Genomic DNA, 16,525 nt, shown 5'->3' with positions numbered 1-16,525 from the left:
CGGGTGTCCGTGGAACTTTCGGAAAACTCGCAGCGATCGGCGCGCACGCGCACCCCACGTTCGACAAATTCGCTGGGTAGAATCAGGCATCGCACCAATCACGGAACAGGAGCAGATCAATGGGCATTCAGAAGGTCGGTATCGTCGGCGCGGGAACGATGGGCAACGGCATCGCGCAGGTCGCGGCCGTCGCGGGATTGCAGGTCGTGATGATCGACGTCGCCGACGCCGCGCTCGCCAAAGGCGTGGCCACGCTGACCAACAGCCTCGAGCGGCTCGTCGCGAAGGACAAGCTCGACGCCGCCGCGCGCGATGCGGCCGTTGCGCGTATCGAAACGTCGACCGATTACGCGCGCCTCGCCGACGCGGAGATCGTGATCGAAGCGGCGACCGAGAACGCCGAACTCAAGCATCGCATCCTGAAGCAGATCGAAGCCGCCGCGCGGCCCGACGCGATCATTGCAACGAACACGTCGTCCATTTCGATCACCGCGCTCGCCGCGACGCTCGCGAACCCGGCGCGCTTCATCGGCATGCATTTCTTCAATCCGGTGCCGCTTCTGCCGCTCGTCGAAGTGATACGCGGCGTGCGCACCAGCGACGAAACCGCAGAGACCGTGCGCGCGCTGACCGAGAAGCTCGACAAATCGCCGATCGGCGTGCGCAATTCGCCGGGCTTCGTCGTCAACCGCATTCTCGTGCCGATGATCAACGAGGCGTTCTTCGTGCTGTACGAAGGCGTGGCGTCGGCGGAGGAAATCGACGCGGGCATGAAGCTCGGTGCGAATCATCCGATCGGCCCGCTCGCGCTCGCGGACCTGATCGGCCTCGACGTGTGCCTGTCCGTGATGGACGTGCTCTTCAAGGACTTCGCCGATTCGAAGTATCGCGCGTGCCCGCTCTTGCGCGAGTACGTCGCGGCCGGGCGGCTGGGGCGCAAGACGCGGCAAGGCGTGTTTCGGTACGACTGAAGCGCCCGCGCGTTCAGGGATGGGCGAGCAGCGTCGCGACCTTGTCCGAATGGGTTTGCTGCGCGATGTCGCGGGCGGTCAAGCCGCGGTCGTCGCGCAAGGCCGGGTTCGCGCCGCGATCGAGCAGCATCGAGACGGTCTGCGCCTGATCGTAGCCCGCCGCCCACATCAGCGCGGTCAGATGATTGCGATACACCGCGTTGACATCGACGCCCGCATCGAGCAGGCGCTGCACGATCGCGGTATGGCCGCGCCCCGCCGCGTATTCCATCGCGGTCTTGCCGACGCGATCCGTCGCCGTCACGTTCGCACGATGCGCGAGCAGGAGCGCGGCGATTTCCTCGTTGCCGTCGTACGCGGCGGCCATCAACGGCGTGATGCCCTGCACATCGGCCTGATTCACGTTCGCGCCGCGATCGATCAACGTGCGCGCGAGCGGCGTCATGCCCTTCTTGCATGCGCTGATGAGCGGCGTGTCGCCGATGCGGTTGCGCGAATCGATCGACGCGCCTTCGTCGAGCAAGCGCACGACCGTGTTCGAGTCGCCGTTGCGCGTGGCCGCGAGCAGGCGTTCGTTGAGCGCGTAGGCGTCGTCGTCGGCGCGGGCGGGCGCGAGCATCGTCGAAAGGGCGAGCGCGATGCAGCCGGATAACGCGGCGAGTTTCATCGTGTGACCGTTACTGAAGATTGGCGACGTAATTCGCCAGATTTTCGATGTCCGCGTCCGACAAGGTCTTCGTCACGCTCGTCATGTTGCCCGCGTCGTTGGTGCGCTTCTTCGCGCGGAAATCCTGCAACTGCTTGACGATATACGGGTACTGCTGCCCCGCCACGCGCGGTATCTCGTTCTGCCCGGTGAAGCCGCCGAGATGGCACATCGTGCACAGCAGTTCCTCCGACTTCTTGCGGCCCGCCTCCACTTTCGCCGGATCGGCCTTGAAGTCCGTGGCGGTCAGCTTTTGCGCGGCGAAGTAATCAGCCAGATCGTGCATGTCGTCGGGTGAAAGATTCGCGGCCATCGGCGACATGCGCGGATCGCTGCGGCGGCCCGCCTTGAAATCGCGCAGCTCCAGATAGATGTAGCGCGCGCTTTGTCCGGCAAGCGACGGATAATCGCCGTTCGTCGAATTGCCGGTCGGTCCGTGACAGGCGGAGCACACGGCGGCCTTCGTCGCGCCGGCTTGCGCGTCGGCGAAAGCAAGCGACGGCATCGACCATACCGCACAGCAGAGCAAAAACGCGCGCAGGCTCCGCATCAGGGCAGCGCGAACACGAGCACGCTGTTGCCGCGCTTGTAGTCGAGCTGCGTGTTGCCGCCCGCCGCGACCGCGATGTACTGCTTGCCGTTGACCATGTACGACACCGCCGGCGCATTCACGCCCGCGCCGCACTGGAACTCCCAGAGCTTGCGGCCGCTCGCGGCGTCGAAGGCGCGGAAGAGACCATTGCCTTCGCCGTTGAACACGAGCCCGCCCGCCGTCGCGAGCACGCCGCCGATCAGCGGCTGATCCGTCTTGTAGCCCCACGCGATCTTGCCGGTATCGACATTCACCGCGACCAGCCTGCCCCACTGCTGCTCCGACGGAATGACCTTGAACGCGCCGCCGAGCCAGATCTTGCCGCCGGGATACGCGGCTTCTTCCACCTGATACGTCATCGGCTGATGCAGGTTCGCCGCGTACGCCATGCGCGTCTTCGGGCTGAAGGCCATCGGCGACCATTCGACGCCGCCGTTCGCGCCCGGCAGCATGCGCGCGCCGGTGGGCGTCGGCAAGGTCCAGACGTCTTCTTGCGGAATCATCGCTTCGGATACGCGGATGAGATGCCCGTCGCGGCGATCGTGCACATACACGAAGCCCGTCTTCCCGCCGTGGATGATGCCGGGAATGGTCCGGCCGTTTTCGTCCTTCACGTCGATGAGAACCGGCGGGCTGACCGCATCGAGATCCCAGACGTCGTGCGCGATGTACTGGTAGTGCCACTTGTACTTGCCGGTGTCGAGATCGACGGCGACGAGCGAATCGGTGTACAGGTTGTCGCCGGGACGGATCGCGCCAAACAGGTCCGGCGACGGATTGCCGACCACGAAATACACGGTGTGCGTCGCGCGATCGACTGCGGGCGCCATCCACACGCCGCCGCCGAGCGTCTTGTAGAAGTCGCCGCCCTTGTCGGCGAGCACCTTCTTTTCAGCCGCGATATCGCGCTTCATGTTGCGGCCGACGGCGTCCTTCTCGGCCCAGACGCCTTCGCTGCCGGTGTCGGGAATCGTGTAGAAGGTCCATAGCAACTGGCCGGAGTTCGCGTCGTACGCCTTCACGAAGCCGCGTATGCCGTACTCGCCGCCGTTCGTGCCGATGAGCACCTTGCCGTCGACGACCACGGGCGCCATTGTTTCCGAGTAGCCGTCTTCGGGATCGGCGATCTGCGACGACCACAGCACGTTGCCGTTCTTCGCATCGAGCGCGACGAGCTTCGCGTCCAGCGTGCCCATGAAGAGCCGGTCGCCCGCAATCGCGACGCCGCGATTGTTCGGCCCGCAGCAGAACGTCGTCACCGGTCCCATCTTGTGCTTGTAGTGCCAGAATTCCTTGCCGGTGACGGCATCGATCGCGTAGACGTGGTTATAGGACGTGGTCAGGAACATCACGCCGTTGCTGACGATCGGCGCGGTTTCCATCGATTCCATCACGGCGGTCTGGAAGATGAACGCGGGCTTGAGCTTCGCCACGTTCTTCGTATTGATCTGCGAGGCGGGCGCGTAACGCGTTTCCGCGTATGAGCCGTTCGAATGCAGCCACGACGACTGGTCGCTCGCGGCGGCGTCGAGCTGCTGCTGCGAGACGGATCGCAAGGAAGCGGGGACCGGCGATGCCTGCGTCGTGTTGCTGTTCTGGATTTCATCGGCGGCGCGCGATGAAGGCGATGAAAGCATCGCAAACGCGCCGAAAGCAAAAGGAAGGAGCGAAGCAAGCGACGTACGGGAAAAACCGGCCATGACAGTCTCCCAAATCGTTCTTGTTGTGCGACGGGGCATTGTTGCGCTCTATGCGTCCGAAGAAGGATAGGCAATTTAAGTGAGCATTTCCAGCCATAGCAAACCCGTAATCGCACGCGCGCTTTTTAGTACTATGGATCGCATGCCGTATCATTCCGCCGTCCTTTAGCGCGACGCCGCTTGCCCGCACGCGCGCTTTGGCTTATCGCTTGACTCCCGACTCTTCACGAAACGCACGCACCATGTCCACACCCTCCAACGGGCAGCCGAATCTGAACCCGCGCCAGCCGGTCGATATCGCCCGCATTCTGCTCATCATCGCGATTCTGCTGGCGCTCACCGTCGGCAGCCTCTATATCCTGCGGCCGTTCATCCCCGGCCTCATCTGGGCGACGACCATCGTCATCGCCACCTGGCCGCTGATGCTCGGCGTGCAGCGGCGCTGCGGCAATCGCCGATGGCTCGCCACAGCCGTGATGCTCCTCGGCCTGTTGATCGTGATCGTGCTGCCGCTTTATCAGGCCATCTCGACGCTCGCGCTGCATGCCGGCGACATCATGTCCGCGATCAAGAGCCTGCCGACTTACGCGCTGCCTCCGCCGCCGACCTGGGTGCATGACGTGCCGCTCGTCGGCCAGCGCGTCTCGACGGAATGGCAATCGCTTTCCGATGCCGGTCCCGGCGGCCTGCTTGCCAAACTCGAACCGTACGCGACCGTCGCCGCGCGATGGATGCTCTCGCACGCGGCCGTCGTCGGCGTATTCGTCGTGCATATGGTTATCACGCTCATCATCTCGGGCATTCTCTATAGCCGCGGCGAAGCGGCGGCGAACTTCGTGGTGCGCTTCGCGACGCGCATCGCCGGACTGCGCGGCGCGGAAGCGGTCAAGCTCGCCGGGCTCGCGGTGCGCGCGGTCGCGCTGGGCATCGTGGTCACGGCGGTCACGCAATCGGCGCTCGGCGGCATCGGGCTGTATGTGGCGGGCGTGCCGGCGGCGGGCATCATCACCGCGGTCATGCTGATGCTCTGCCTCGCGCAGATCGGGCCGCTGCTGCCGCTGCTTGGCGGCGTCGCGTGGCTTTTCTGGCACGGCTCGCACGTCGCGGCATCGCTGCTGCTCGTGTGGTCGCTCATGATCGCGATGCTCGACAATTTCCTGCGCCCGCTGCTCATTCAACGCGGCGTCAATTTGTCGATGCTGCTGATTCTTTCCGGCGTGCTCGGCGGCATGTTTGCGTTCGGAATAGTCGGATTGTTCATCGGGCCCGTTATTCTCGCCGTCACGTCGACGATTCTGGAAGCGTGGATCAACGAGCAACCGCCTTTGCCGCAAACCGTCGCATTATCGAACGAAGAGAACGTGAAAGCCGTGCCGGGACAAGGTCTCGCGGATGCGTCGCGTCGGCAACCGTGATTATCTCGAAATAGATTTCGACAAATCCGATTTCAGAATAATCGGATTTGTTCTAATTCAATGCTTTCGGACTCTTACGAAAAGCGTCTTATGGCTGTCGGTATACAGCGTTTCGCGGCTTTTCGACGCGACAAACCCGTTACAATGCGGACCTTTAATACTTGCCCGCCTGAGGGCGTAGGGGAATGACCATGTCTTTGCGCGACGTGGACGTCATCGATTACATCGGAATCAATATCCTGTTCAAGCAAGTGTATGTCGGCATTTTCGATGATCTCGACTGGCAAGACGAACCATTGCATCAGGAATTGCTGACGAAGAAAATCGACCACTACAGCCGGTATATTCGCTCGGGTCAATTGCTGTCGAGTTATCCGAAAGTGCGCGGTTATGAAGTCATCGTGGAATATGTTTCGATGCACGCCATGTCGCCTTCCGCCACCGCGTTCTGGAAGACCCGCGAGCAGATCATTCGCGCGGCCGGTTTCGGCGTGCGCACACGCGGCGTGAACGTGCGCCGGTCGCTGGGTTTGACTGTCGAAGAACCGGCCGAGGCGATGGATCGAGCGGTCGCGAGCGAGTTGGTCGAACCGCCCGCGCTCGAAGTGCTGGATGCCGAACCGAATGCACGGCGGGCGCACGTTGCCGACGTCACCGATATTTCTCTTCTCCCGCCGGTCGCTTCGATGCGGCAGCGCTTGCAAGCCCTGCCGGTGCTCAGCCGGCTGTCGATGCGCAAATCGGCGACGATGTAAGCCACGCATCGCGCAAAAAAAGCGGCGAGCTCGCACGAGGCTCGCCGCTTTTTTTCATCCCTCGAACTGCACGCGCTATTGTCCCGCGCCGAGCGCCGACGTCGCGATGGCCGGCACTGAAATGCCGTTGGTCTTGGCGTACTGCACCGCCTGCGTCAACGTCTGCACGAGCGATTGCAATTGCCCCGGCGCGGATTGCGCGATATACGACGCCGCCTGCGCCGTCCCCGGATTCGTTCCGGCCTGAAGCAGCGACGACATGTTCATCGTGTTCTTCACCGCGCCGAGGTCCGATTGCAGACCCGCGTATTGCTTCACGCCCTGCCCGAGCGACGCGAGTCCGTCCGTGAACGTCTGCTTGCTGGCGGCGGTCGGCGGCGTGGCGGATTGGCTGGAAAACGCCTGCATCAGCGATTGCGAGACACTCTGCTGCGTGCCGCCCAGTTGCGACAGCACGTCGGTGTTCGGCACGCTGCCGCTCGACGCGCCCGACAGCAAGCCCGCCGCCGATTGCGCCTGGCTGGCGACGCTCGACATGCCCATCGCCGATGCGAGGCTCGACTGTCCGCTCAGCACTTGCTGATTGGCGCCCAGATAGTTCTGCACGAGCGAGTTCAGCGCGGACGGCTGCGCCGCGCCGGTCGTCGCCGATGAATCCGACTTGTTGCCGAAGCCGAATTGTTGAAGATTGATTTGTGCGTAAGACGCGGCCGGGGCCGCAAGCGCACCCGCGAGGCCAGCCGTCAGAAGCGCGATCCTGAGCGAGCGATTCGGCATGATCGGGTTCCTCCTTGAATTGATCCGACGTGAATGGAGCCGTTTCGACCAACGGCCCTTCAGACGGTTCGCCGCACAGGCACCCGCGTTACATTTGCTTTCCATTTCCGCCGCCAGCGCGTGAACCGGCGGCGCGGATCATTTCACGGAATCGGCATCGTTTCGCTGACGCAGTTCCGGAAAGTCTTCCTCCCAATATTCGTGTTCGCCGCGATTCGCGTCCTGCGTGCGCGATGCTTCGTGCCTGCGCAAATCGACACGCCGGATCTTGCCGGAAATCGTCTTCGGCAATTCGGCGAATTCGAGCCGACGGATGCGCTTGTACGGCGCAAGCCGCTCACGCGAAAACGCGAACACGCTGCGCGCGACGTCCGGACCGATCGTGAAGCCGTGCCGCAACGTCACGAAAGCCTTGGGCACGGACAGCCGCAATGCATCGGGACTCGGGACGACGGCCGCTTCCGCGATCGCCTCGTGTTCGATCAGCACGCTTTCCAGCTCGAACGGACTCAGGCGGTAATCGGAGGACTTGAAGACATCGTCCGCGCGGCCGATGTACGTGAAATAGCCATCCGCGCCGCGCGCCGCGACATCGGACGTGCGATAGAAGCCGCCGCGCATCGCGTTCTCCGTCGCGGCGGGATTGTCGGCGTAACCGGTCATCAGGCCGAGCGGCGGCGGATCGAGCGCGAGCGTGATTTCCCCTTCGTCGGCGGGATGACCGTCCGGATCGAGCAGCACCACGCGATAACCCGGCAGCGGGCGGCTCATCGATCCGGGAACGAGCCGCTGGCCCGGCGTGTTGGCGATCTGCGCGGTGGTCTCCGTCTGGCCGTAGCCATCGCGGATGGGCACGCCCCACGCGGCCTGCACGCGTTCGACGACTTCCGGATTCAGCGGCTCGCCCGCCCCGACGATCTCCCGCAGCTTCACGCGATACGACGCGAGCGGCTCCTGCACGAGCATCCGCCAGACGGTCGGCGGCGCGCACAGCGTGGTGACTTCGTGCTGCACGAGCGCATCGAGCGTGCGGGCGGCGTCGAATCGGCTGAAGTTGTAGATGAACACGCACGCCCCGGCATTCCACGGCGCGAAGAAACAGCTCCACGCGTGCTTGGCCCAGCCGGGCGAACTGATGTTCCAGTGCACGTCGCCGGGCTGAAGGCCGATCCAGTACATCGTCGAGAGATGCCCCACCGGATAGCTTTCGTGCGTATGCGCGACGAGCTTCGGCTTCGACGTCGTGCCCGACGTGAAGTACAGCAAATACGGATCGCGCGCATTTGTTTCGGCATCCGAAGCAAATTCAGGCGATGCGCGGTAGGCATCGTCGTAAGCGAGCCAGCCTTCGCGCGCGCCGCCGACGGACAGCCGCACGCCGGGAAGATCGATGCCATCGAACTTGTGCGTTTCGCCTGCATCGACGATGACATGCTGCACGCTTCCCAGCGCGATGCGTTCGCGCAAGTCGCCGCTCGCAAGCTGCGTCGTCGCGGGCAGCACAATCGCGCCGAGCTTCATTGCCGCGAGCATCGTTTCCCATAGCTCGACGCGGTTCGGCAGCATCAGCAGAATGCGCTCGCCGCGCTTCACGTTCAGCGCGCGCAAGTGATTCGCGACGCGCGCGGACCGCTCGCTCATCTGCGCGAAAGAAAGCCGCGTCTCGTCGCCGCTTTCGCTCACGATATGCAGCGCGGGCGCATCGTTGCCGCGCGCCATCGGGTCGAAATAATCGAGCGCCCAGTTGAAGCGGTCGAGCACGGGCCATTTGAAGTCGCGATACGCGGTGTCGTAATCGGTGCGATGACGCAGCAGAAAATCTCTTGCTTCAATGAACGGCTCAGCCCGGCTCATAGCGTCTCCTCGCTCAAACGTTCCGCGCGATCACCATCCGCTGCACTTCGCTGGTTCCTTCGTAAATCTGCGTGATGCGCGCATCGCGATAATGCCGCTCCACCGGATAGTCCTGCAGATAGCCGTATCCGCCGTGAATCTGGATCGCGTCGGAACACACGCGCTCGGCCATTTCCGATGCGAACAGCTTCGCCTGCGACGCCTCCGACAGACACGGAACGCCTTCGGTCCGCATGCGCGCCGCGTGCAGCACGAGCAGCCGCGCCGCGTTGATCTGCGTCTGCATGTCCGCGAGCATGTTCGCGACCGACTGATGCTCGATGATCGGCTTGCCGAACTGCACGCGTTCGCGCGCGTAGGCACGCGCCGCATCGAAGGCCGCGCGCGCGATGCCGAGCGCCTGCGCCGCGATCCCGATGCGCCCGCCTTCCAGATTCGACAGCGCAATGCGCAAGCCCTCGCCGCGTTCGCCGAGCAGATTGGCGGCGGGAATCGCGCAGTCGTCGAAGGTGATCGGGCAGGTATCGGATGCGCGAATGCCGAGCTTGTGTTCCGGCGGCCCGACGTTGAAGCCCGGCGTGCTCGTCGGCACGATGAACGCGGAAAGGCCGCGCTTTCCCAACTCGGGGTCCGTCACCGCGAACACGATCGCGACGCCCGCGCGCCGTCCGTTCGTCACGAACTGCTTGCTGCCGGAGAGAATCCACTGGCCGTCGCGCTCGACGGCGCGCACGCGCAGGTTGTTCGCTTCGGAACCCGCGTGCGGCTCGGTCAGGCAGAACGCGCCGATCACTTCGCCGCTCGCGAGCTTCGGCAGCCATTCGGCCTTTTGCGCGTCGTTGCCGTAAGCGAGGATCGGCCCGCAGCCGACGGAGTTGTGCACGCTCATCATCGTCGCGCACGAGGCGCAGCCGGCCGCGATTTCCTCCATCGCGAGCGCGTAGGCGGTGTAGTCGCTGTACGTGCCGCCGAAATCGGCGGGAACGATCATCCCGAGCAAGCCGAGTTCGCCGAGCTGCCGCACGACGGCGTCGGGAATGGCGGCGTCCTTGTCCCACTGGCCCGCGTTCGGCGCGAGCACTTCGGCCGAGAACTGGCGCGCCGCGTCGCGGATCATGCGCTGTTCTTCGGTGAGAAAACTGTCGATCATGAATGGGTCCGGTGAAGGCCTCGTGCGAACGCTTCGTCCGACGTTAGCCGATGACCAGAACGATCACGCGAACCGCGCGCTTTCGCCACCTAGTGACAACCCGAATGCAAGGAACGAGGATCGCGCGCGCCGGACGGGACACTGCGATATATTGAGATACTTCCACTCGCATCCGGAGCGCATCATGACGCAGCGAACGCCCGACGCATCGAAAGAACCGCCCGCCGAAAACAACGAAGATTTGCTGGATGAAGCGCTGGAAGAGACGTTTCCCGCGAGCGATCCGATTGCCGTCCACCCGGAACCCGAACCCACTGACGATCGCAAGACGCCCCGGAAATAAGCCGGGGCTTCTTCACGAGGCTCAGTTCGCGTCGTTCGATTCCGGCTCGTCCGGCGCGGTGAGCAGCGCGACGAGCTTTTCCACGTGCTGATGCAAGAGCTTCACGTGCTTGTCGATCTGTTCGAGCCGGCCGGAGAGATCGGCCTTCGCCGCTTCGCTCATGCGGTCGGAAGCGATGAGTTCATCGGCTTTCGGCAGCATCGGCTCGACTTGCAGAAGCCCGAGCTGGCGCTCGAGGCGTCGCAAATCCTGTGACAGCAGTTCGCGATTCTTCCGGAACAGCAGATCGCGCCGGTTGGCTTCGGCCTGCTGCTGCGCGAGATCGGCGACGCGCCGAGTGGCTTCCGTCTGAGACAGCAGCGGCTCGGGGCCGCGCAGCACCGAGCGCTTCGGCGCGGGATGCGCCGTGCCGCGAAATACCGCGAACGGCCGTTCTTCATCGAGCGCGCGCCTGACTTCAGGCGGCACGTCGGCGGGCGCGCGGCGCTCGTCCATCCAGTGCGGCGGCAAACCCGACACCAGTTCGATGCCGCGCACGAACTCCTCGTTGAAATCGCGCTGCCCCGCGACGATCAGCTTCATGAACGAAGGCGAGAAGTTCATCATGCGCGCGAGACGCGTCGCGCCGCCGGGCGAGCCGGTCAGCACGTTCATGTTCGCTCGCCACACGACAAATAGCGTTTCGTCGAAATCTTCCATGGACAGGCTCCTGGCAGACCGATGCGCCCGAATGCGCTCATCGCCGTGGCGCGCGAGATGCCCGCGCGCATGTGTATCCTGTTTCCGAATGATGCTGCGCGCCGCACCGGGCGCGTTCTCTAACGATACATACCGCATAAAACACCATACTACCGTCAACGGCAAGCGGCGCGAGGCCCGAAGCCGCGCGCCGCACGCGCCATACCTTACGGTTCGTTGCGCAGATACCCTTCCTTGCTCGGATCCATCATTCGCCAGGACACGACGAACGAGATCGCGCACATCACGGTCACGTACCAATAGAACGCCGATTCGTTCCCGGCGTTCTTCAGGAACAGTGCCACGTATTCCGCCGATCCGCCGAACACCGCGTTGGCCACCGCATACGAAAGCCCGACGCCCAGCGCGCGCACTTCGGGCGGGAACATTTCGGCCTTGATGAGACCGCTGATCGACGTATAGAAGCTCACGATGGCGAGCGCCACCACAACGAGCACGAAGGCCATGACCGGGCTCGTCACGTCGCGCAGTGCGTGCAGCAGCGGCACCGTGCAAATGGTGGCGAGCGCGCCGAAGAACAGCATCGAGCGACGGCGGCCGATGCGGTCCGACAGCGCACCGAACAGCGGCTGCAGCAGCATGTAGACGAGGAGCGCCGCGGTCATCACGTTGCTGGCGGTCTTGGCGTGCATGCCCGCCGTGTTCACCAGATACTTCTGCATGTACGTGGTGAACGTGTAGAAGATCAGCGATCCGCCGGCCGTGAAGCCCACCACCGTCATGAACGCTTTCTTGTGCTGCATCAGGCCGGCGAGCGTGCCCGCTTCCTTGCGTTCGCGCGTTTCGGCGGTCGTGGTTTCATCGAGCGAGCGGCGCAGATAAAGCGACACCAGCGCCGCGCACGCACCGACGAAAAACGGAACGCGCCAGCCCCATGCCTTCAGTTCTTCCGTCGACAGGAAAAGCTGCAGGATGACGAGCACGAGCAGCGCGGCGAGCTGTCCGCCGATCAGCGTCACATACTGAAACGACGCGAAGAAGCCGCGCCGGCCGCGCAGCGCCACTTCGCTCATGTACGTGGCGCTCGTGCCGTACTCGCCGCCCACCGACAAGCCCTGAAAGAGCCGCGCGACGAGCAGCAGCACGGGCGCCCACGCGCCGATGGTCGCGTACGTCGGCAGGAAGGTGATGACGAGCGATCCGCCGCACATCATCAGCACGGAGATCATCATCGCGTTGCGGCGGCCGTGCTTGTCCGCGATGCGGCCGAAGAGCCATCCGCCGATCGGACGCATCAGGAAGCCCGCCGCGAACACGCCGGCGGTATTCAGCAATTGCGTGGTCGAATTGCCGCTCGGAAAGAAAGCCGCCGAAAAATACAGCGCGAGGAACGAATAAATATAGAAATCGAACCATTCGACGAGATTGCCCGACGATGCGCCGACGATGGCGAAAACGCGTCGCCGGGTGTCCTCTGCGGTATAGATGGGAAGGTCGGTCATGATGTGCTGAAGTCTTTTATGTCTCTAATCGGGATGAAAACCCGGCGCGTGGGCTCCGGATGGCACGCTCTGTCGGCGTTCGGGCGCAAGTTTAAACGACGCTTTCATCGCCGGCGCGCGCATCCGCGCTTCATCGCGTTGCATTTGCGGGCGTCGCGCCTTGCGTTTAAAGCCTTCGCGCGCGTTGAAAGCCGTGTGCGTAGGTAATTACCCCAACACGATACTTTCTCGATTATTTATCGATAAAGTCTCGTGATAGATTCCTGTCCCGCTTTCACGAACCCGCGAGGTCCGAATGAACAAGCAGAACGCGACGGCGCTGGACGCCGCGCTGGCATCGAAATTCGCGCAGGTCGCGCTCGGCCATCTGACGCGCGAGTATCCGAACAAGCTCGATCACGTGCTCGCAGGCGACGCCGACGCGCAAAGCCCGCGGGCGCTGCATCCGATCTTCTACGGCAGCTTCGACTGGCATTCGTGCGTGCACGGCTATTGGCTGATCGCGCGCCTGTACGACCGTTTCCCCGACCTGCCCGAGGCTGCGCACATTCGCGCCGTCATCGACGAGCACTTCACTGAAGCCAACGTCGCCGCCGAGGTCGCTTATTTGCAGCGGCCGGCGTCGCGCGGTTTCGAGAGGCCTTACGGCTGGGCGTGGCTGCTCGCGCTCGCGGGCCAGCTTCGCTCGATGCGTTCCGCCGACGCCGAGCGCTGGGCGCGCACGCTGCAGCCGCTCGCCGATGCCTTCGTCGATCGCTTCAAGGACTTTTTGCCGAAATCGACGTATCCGCTTCGCGTCGGCACGCACTTCAACATGGCGTTCGCGCTGACATTGTCGCTGGGCTATGCGCGCATCGTCGGCGATACGGCGTTCGCGCGACTGCTCGAAGACACCGCGATGCGCTGGTTCGAGCACGACGCCGCGTGCCAGGCGTGGGAGCCTGCGGGCGACGAGTTCCTCTCGCCTTCGCTGATGGAAGCCGTGTTGATGCGCCATGTGCTACCGGCCGAGCGCTTCGTCGGCTGGTTCGATGCGTTCCTGCCGCGCATCGCCGATCGCGAGCCGGCGACGCTCTTCACGCCCGCCACCGTCACGGATCGCAGCGACGGCAAGCTCGCGCATCTCGACGGCCTCAATCTGAGCCGCGCCTGGTGCCAGCGGACGATCGCGCGGGCGCTGCCGGCAGGCGATGCGCGCATCGGCGTGCTCGAAGCGGCGGCCGACGCGCATCTGGCGTCGGGCATCGCGCACGTCGCGGGCGACTACATGGGCGAGCACTGGCTCGCGACGTTCGCGTTGCTCGCGCTGGAAGCGTGAGCCATCGCGTGCATCGGGACGGATCAGCGCGGCTGGAACGCGATCACGCTCATGCCGATCAGCGCGATGGCCGCGCCGGTCACGTCCCACGCGGTCGGCCGGATGCGATCGACTGCCCATAGCCACGCAATCGCCACGCCGATGTACACGCCGCCATACGCCGCGTAGATGCGGCCGGCGGCGGTATCGTGCAGCGTCAGCAGCCACGCGAAGAGCGCGAGCGACAGCGCGCCGGGCACGACGAGCCACGCCGATCCGCCCGCCTTCAGCCATCGATACGGGAAATAGCAGCCGGCAATTTCGGCGACTGCGGTCACGACATAGAGCAGGAAGGTTTTCATGGCGTGCATTATCGGTTGCGCGGCGAGTCGCGTCGTTGAGTTGCGCCGCCGCCCGCTGCTGACGACAATGTCGCCTTTGCCCGCCTTCGCGCTGCCTTGACCGACTCTCCGGACCTTCCCTACCGCGACGCGTTGCCTGTGCGTTGGCATCGCCGGGTGCTGACGCTCGCCTTTCCTATCGTCCTAGCGAATCTCACGCAGCCGATTCTCGGCTCAGTCGATACCGCCGTCGCCGGTCATCTCGACGGTCCGCAATATCTGGGCGGCGTCGCGCTCGGCGGACTCGTGTTCAGCTTCGTGTTCTGGGGTTTCGGCTTCTTGCGCATGGGCACGACGGGCCTCGTTGCGCAGGCGTTCGGCGCACGCGATGCCGCCGCCGTGCGCGCGAGCGTGCTGCGCGCGCTGATGCTCGCATTCGCGATCGGCGCGGCGGTGCTCGCGTTGCAGGCGCCGATCATTCGTTACGCGCTGCAAGCGCTCGGCGGCAGCGGCGCGGTCCACGAAACGGCGAGCGCGTATTGCCACGCGCGCATCTGGGCCGCGCCGTTCGCGCTCGGCAATTACGCGGTGCTCGGCTATCTGCTCGGCTGCCAGCGCGTGCGGCTCGCGCTGCTCACGCAGGTGTTCATCAACGCGGTGAATATCGTGGCGGTGCTGCTGTTCGTGTATCGCTTCGGCTGGGGCATCGCGGGCGTCGGCGCGGCGACCGCTTTCGCCGATTTCTGCGGCTTCGCGCTGGGCGCGGCGATTCTCTGGCGACTGCGCGAACGCGGCCTGCCGCCGATCGCGCTCGCCACGCTCTTCGATCTGCGCGCGATTCGCCGTCTAATCGCAATCAATCGCGATATTTTCATTCGCACGCTGTGTCTGCTCGGCTCGTACGGCTGGTTCGCGCATATGGGCGCGCGTCAGGGCGATGCGGTGCTCGCCGCCAATGCGCTGCTGCTCAACTTCCAGACGTTCATGGCCTTCGGGCTCGACGGCTTCGCGCACGCCGCCGAGGCGCTCGTCGGCGCGGCGATAGGCGCGCGCGATCGACATGCGTTCCGCCAGGCCGTCAAGGTGACGATGCTGTGGTCGGTCATCGGCGCGGCGGGGTTTTCGGTCGTGTACTGGGTCAGCGGGGAATGGATCATCGGGCGGCTGACGGATCAGGCTGTAGTGCGCGCGGCGGCGGTGCGCTATCTGCCGTGGGCTGCGGTGCTGCCGCTTGCATCCGTCGCGGGATTTCTGTTCGACGGCGTGTTCATCGGCGCGACGCGTACGCGGGAACTGATGATGGCGATGGCGGCATCGCTCACGGTGTTCATGATCGCGGCGTGGACGCTTGTCGGTCCGCTCGGAAATCACGGGCTTTGGTCCGCGCTTACTGCGTTCATGGTGGCGCGCGGGGTGACGTTGTTCTTGCAACTGCCGTCGATCGAGCGGGGGATCGGCGAGAGTGGGCGCGTCTGATTGCGCAAACGTATCGACCCATTGCTTCCGGTCGCCACGCCGCGCCCCCTCGGCGTGTTTCGGAGTGCAACGCCCAATCGAAAAATCAATCCGGGTCATCCACTTGCGAATCACGCAAAGGCAAGCTACGCCCGGAAGGAAAACAGTAAGCACTCCATTGCCGCCGGGCTGCGCGCCCACACGTTAGCTGCGTGCCTGTTGTTTGAACACGGATTTCCCGACGTTTATGTTCGCACGGCTTTTCGAGTTGGCGGTTCTGACTGTGGTCGCATAAAGTGGGTGAAAGCACATCGCGCCTTTTCGTATCGATGACTCGCACGGAGCTGGCAAATGAACAAGATGCTTAAGATAGGTGCGGCGACAATCCTCACCGTCGGCGGAGCAGCGCATGCGCAAAGCAGTGTCACGCTCTACGGGCTGATCGATGCGGGTCTGACCTACACGAACAGTCAGATCAGCGGGACGGGCGGCGGGCACAGCAACTGGGAAATGACGAGCGGCGCAGTCCAGTACAGCCGCTGGGGTTTGCGCGGGGCTGAAGACCTCGGCGCGGGCATGAAGGCCATCTTCACGCTGGAAAGCGGCTTCAATCTGAACACCGGGCAGTACACGTCGAACAATCGCATCTTCAATCGCCTGGCGTATGTCGGTTTATCAAGCCGCGATTACGGCACGCTCACGCTGGGCCGCCAAACCGACAGCATGGTCGATTTCGTCGCGCCGCTTGCATTGACGGGTACGGAGTTCGGCGGCACGCACTTCGCGCATCCGCTAGACAACGACAACCTGAACGATTCGTTTCAGATCAACAACGCGGTGAAATATCTGAGTCCGAACATGGCGGGTTTCAGGGTCGGCGGGCTGTACGGCTTCTCCAATCAGGCGGGCGGATTCGCGAACAATCGCGCGTATAGCTTCGGCATGTCGTATGTATTGGGGGCGTGGAA

Annotated in this window: 16 protein-coding genes; 7 read left to right on the top strand and 9 right to left on the bottom strand. The window is 64.0% G+C overall.

Annotated elements, in window-relative coordinates; genetic code table 11:
• Positions 1 to 119: 119 nt before the first annotated feature.
• The gene (locus AWB72_RS09615) at positions 120 to 971 is read left to right on the top strand and encodes a 3-hydroxybutyryl-CoA dehydrogenase (RefSeq protein ID WP_040051988.1); all 852 of its coding nucleotides are present in this window, start codon (positions 120 to 122) and stop codon (positions 969 to 971) included.
• 13 nt (positions 972 to 984) lie between these two features.
• Here the strand turns inward: AWB72_RS09615 and AWB72_RS09610 are convergent, their stop codons facing one another.
• From AWB72_RS09610 to AWB72_RS09600, 3 genes are read right to left on the bottom strand one after another with little or no spacing between them, the layout of a single operon-like run.
• Entirely contained in the window at positions 985 to 1,638 is a 654-nt protein-coding gene (locus tag AWB72_RS09610) for an ankyrin repeat domain-containing protein (protein WP_040051987.1), read from the bottom strand.
• Between the two features lie 10 nt (positions 1,639 to 1,648).
• Positions 1,649 to 2,227 (bottom strand): c-type cytochrome, encoded by a 579-nt coding sequence (locus tag AWB72_RS09605; RefSeq protein WP_040051986.1) that lies wholly within the window; start codon positions 2,225 to 2,227, stop codon positions 1,649 to 1,651.
• On the bottom strand, positions 2,227 to 3,969 hold the full coding sequence (locus tag AWB72_RS09600; RefSeq protein ID WP_040051985.1) for a pyrroloquinoline quinone-dependent dehydrogenase: 1,743 nt from the start codon (positions 3,967 to 3,969) through the stop codon (positions 2,227 to 2,229). Before AWB72_RS09600 ends, AWB72_RS09605 begins: the two co-directional genes overlap by 1 nt.
• Positions 3,970 to 4,211: 242 nt before the next feature.
• On the opposite strand from AWB72_RS09600, the gene ydiK reads away from it, so the two are divergent.
• Both ydiK and AWB72_RS09590 read left to right on the top strand, forming a co-directional pair.
• Entirely contained in the window at positions 4,212 to 5,384 is a 1,173-nt protein-coding gene (gene ydiK / locus AWB72_RS09595; RefSeq protein WP_052450022.1) for an AI-2E family transporter YdiK, read from the top strand.
• Between the two features lie 191 nt (positions 5,385 to 5,575).
• A complete protein-coding gene (locus AWB72_RS09590) occupies positions 5,576 to 6,139 on the top strand; it encodes a DUF6572 domain-containing protein (RefSeq protein WP_040052312.1) in 564 nt (187 codons plus the stop codon).
• Between the two features lie 75 nt (positions 6,140 to 6,214).
• Here the strand turns inward: AWB72_RS09590 and AWB72_RS09585 are convergent, their stop codons facing one another.
• The 3 genes from AWB72_RS09585 to AWB72_RS09575 form a co-directional block, all read right to left on the bottom strand.
• Complete coding sequence (locus AWB72_RS09585) at positions 6,215 to 6,916, bottom strand: hypothetical protein (RefSeq protein ID WP_040051984.1); 702 nt, start codon at positions 6,914 to 6,916, stop codon at positions 6,215 to 6,217.
• Between the two features lie 138 nt (positions 6,917 to 7,054).
• Entirely contained in the window at positions 7,055 to 8,770 is a 1,716-nt protein-coding gene (locus tag AWB72_RS09580; RefSeq protein WP_087128048.1) for an AMP-binding protein, read from the bottom strand.
• Between the two features lie 13 nt (positions 8,771 to 8,783).
• The gene (locus AWB72_RS09575) at positions 8,784 to 9,917 is read right to left on the bottom strand and encodes an acyl-CoA dehydrogenase family protein (protein ID WP_040052311.1); all 1,134 of its coding nucleotides are present in this window, start codon (positions 9,915 to 9,917) and stop codon (positions 8,784 to 8,786) included.
• A 187-nt stretch (positions 9,918 to 10,104) separates the two neighbouring features.
• Between AWB72_RS09575 and AWB72_RS29125 the strand changes: the two genes are divergently transcribed.
• Entirely contained in the window at positions 10,105 to 10,263 is a 159-nt protein-coding gene (locus tag AWB72_RS29125; protein ID WP_167550950.1) for a hypothetical protein, read from the top strand.
• A gap of 21 nt (positions 10,264 to 10,284) precedes the next feature.
• Here AWB72_RS29125 and AWB72_RS09570 read toward each other — a convergent pair whose 3' ends face one another.
• Both AWB72_RS09570 and AWB72_RS09565 read right to left on the bottom strand, forming a co-directional pair.
• Positions 10,285 to 10,962, bottom strand: coding sequence for a hypothetical protein (locus AWB72_RS09570; RefSeq protein WP_040051982.1), 678 nt, complete (start codon positions 10,960 to 10,962; stop codon positions 10,285 to 10,287).
• A 206-nt stretch (positions 10,963 to 11,168) separates the two neighbouring features.
• Positions 11,169 to 12,464: an MFS family transporter gene (locus AWB72_RS09565; RefSeq protein WP_040051981.1), complete on the bottom strand. Its 1,296-nt coding sequence runs from the start codon at positions 12,462 to 12,464 to the stop codon at positions 11,169 to 11,171.
• 295 nt (positions 12,465 to 12,759) lie between these two features.
• Between AWB72_RS09565 and AWB72_RS09560 the strand changes: the two genes are divergently transcribed.
• Positions 12,760 to 13,782, top strand: a complete 1,023-nt coding sequence (locus tag AWB72_RS09560; RefSeq protein WP_040051980.1) for a DUF2891 domain-containing protein — start codon at positions 12,760 to 12,762, stop codon at positions 13,780 to 13,782.
• 23 nt (positions 13,783 to 13,805) lie between these two features.
• Here the strand turns inward: AWB72_RS09560 and AWB72_RS09555 are convergent, their stop codons facing one another.
• Positions 13,806 to 14,123, bottom strand: coding sequence for a YnfA family protein (locus AWB72_RS09555; protein ID WP_040052310.1), 318 nt, complete (start codon positions 14,121 to 14,123; stop codon positions 13,806 to 13,808).
• Positions 14,124 to 14,219: 96 nt separating this feature from the next.
• On the opposite strand from AWB72_RS09555, the gene AWB72_RS09550 reads away from it, so the two are divergent.
• Both AWB72_RS09550 and AWB72_RS09545 read left to right on the top strand, forming a co-directional pair.
• Positions 14,220 to 15,578 carry an MATE family efflux transporter gene (locus AWB72_RS09550; protein ID WP_040051979.1) on the top strand — a complete coding sequence of 453 codons (1,359 nt, stop codon included), beginning with the start codon at positions 14,220 to 14,222 and terminating at the stop codon, positions 15,576 to 15,578.
• Between the two features lie 330 nt (positions 15,579 to 15,908).
• Positions 15,909 to 16,525: porin (locus AWB72_RS09545; RefSeq protein ID WP_040051978.1), on the top strand; the 617-nt coding region annotated here is incomplete at its 3' end.

It is taken from the genome of Caballeronia concitans, from assembly GCF_001544615.1.
Classification (GTDB): domain Bacteria; phylum Pseudomonadota; class Gammaproteobacteria; order Burkholderiales; family Burkholderiaceae; genus Caballeronia; species Caballeronia concitans.
Note: the sequence above shows the minus strand (reverse complement) of the source record. Positions and strands in the feature narration are given on the sequence as shown.

Bases quoted from the DNA above. Each gene is read 5' to 3' on its own strand.
- AWB72_RS29125 (WP_167550950.1), top strand. From the start codon at position 10,105: ATGACGCAGCGAACGCCCGACGCATCGAAAGAACCGCCCGCCGAAAAC.
- AWB72_RS09560 (WP_040051980.1), top strand. From the start codon at position 12,760: ATGAACAAGCAGAACGCGACGGCGCTGGACGCCGCGCTGGCATCGAAA.
- AWB72_RS09600 (WP_040051985.1), bottom strand. From the start codon at position 3,969: ATGGCCGGTTTTTCCCGTACGTCGCTTGCTTCGCTCCTTCCTTTTGCT.
- AWB72_RS09565 (WP_040051981.1), bottom strand. From the start codon at position 12,464: ATGACCGACCTTCCCATCTATACCGCAGAGGACACCCGGCGACGCGTT.
- AWB72_RS09615 (WP_040051988.1), top strand. From the start codon at position 120: ATGGGCATTCAGAAGGTCGGTATCGTCGGCGCGGGAACGATGGGCAAC.
- AWB72_RS09555 (WP_040052310.1), bottom strand. From the start codon at position 14,123: ATGAAAACCTTCCTGCTCTATGTCGTGACCGCAGTCGCCGAAATTGCC.
- AWB72_RS09570 (WP_040051982.1), bottom strand. From the start codon at position 10,962: ATGGAAGATTTCGACGAAACGCTATTTGTCGTGTGGCGAGCGAACATG.
- AWB72_RS09580 (WP_087128048.1), bottom strand. From the start codon at position 8,770: ATGAGCCGGGCTGAGCCGTTCATTGAAGCAAGAGATTTTCTGCTGCGT.
- AWB72_RS09590 (WP_040052312.1), top strand. From the start codon at position 5,576: ATGTCTTTGCGCGACGTGGACGTCATCGATTACATCGGAATCAATATC.
- AWB72_RS09610 (WP_040051987.1), bottom strand. From the start codon at position 1,638: ATGAAACTCGCCGCGTTATCCGGCTGCATCGCGCTCGCCCTTTCGACG.
- ydiK (WP_052450022.1), top strand. From the start codon at position 4,212: ATGTCCACACCCTCCAACGGGCAGCCGAATCTGAACCCGCGCCAGCCG.
- AWB72_RS09585 (WP_040051984.1), bottom strand. From the start codon at position 6,916: ATGCCGAATCGCTCGCTCAGGATCGCGCTTCTGACGGCTGGCCTCGCG.
- AWB72_RS09605 (WP_040051986.1), bottom strand. From the start codon at position 2,227: ATGCGGAGCCTGCGCGCGTTTTTGCTCTGCTGTGCGGTATGGTCGATG.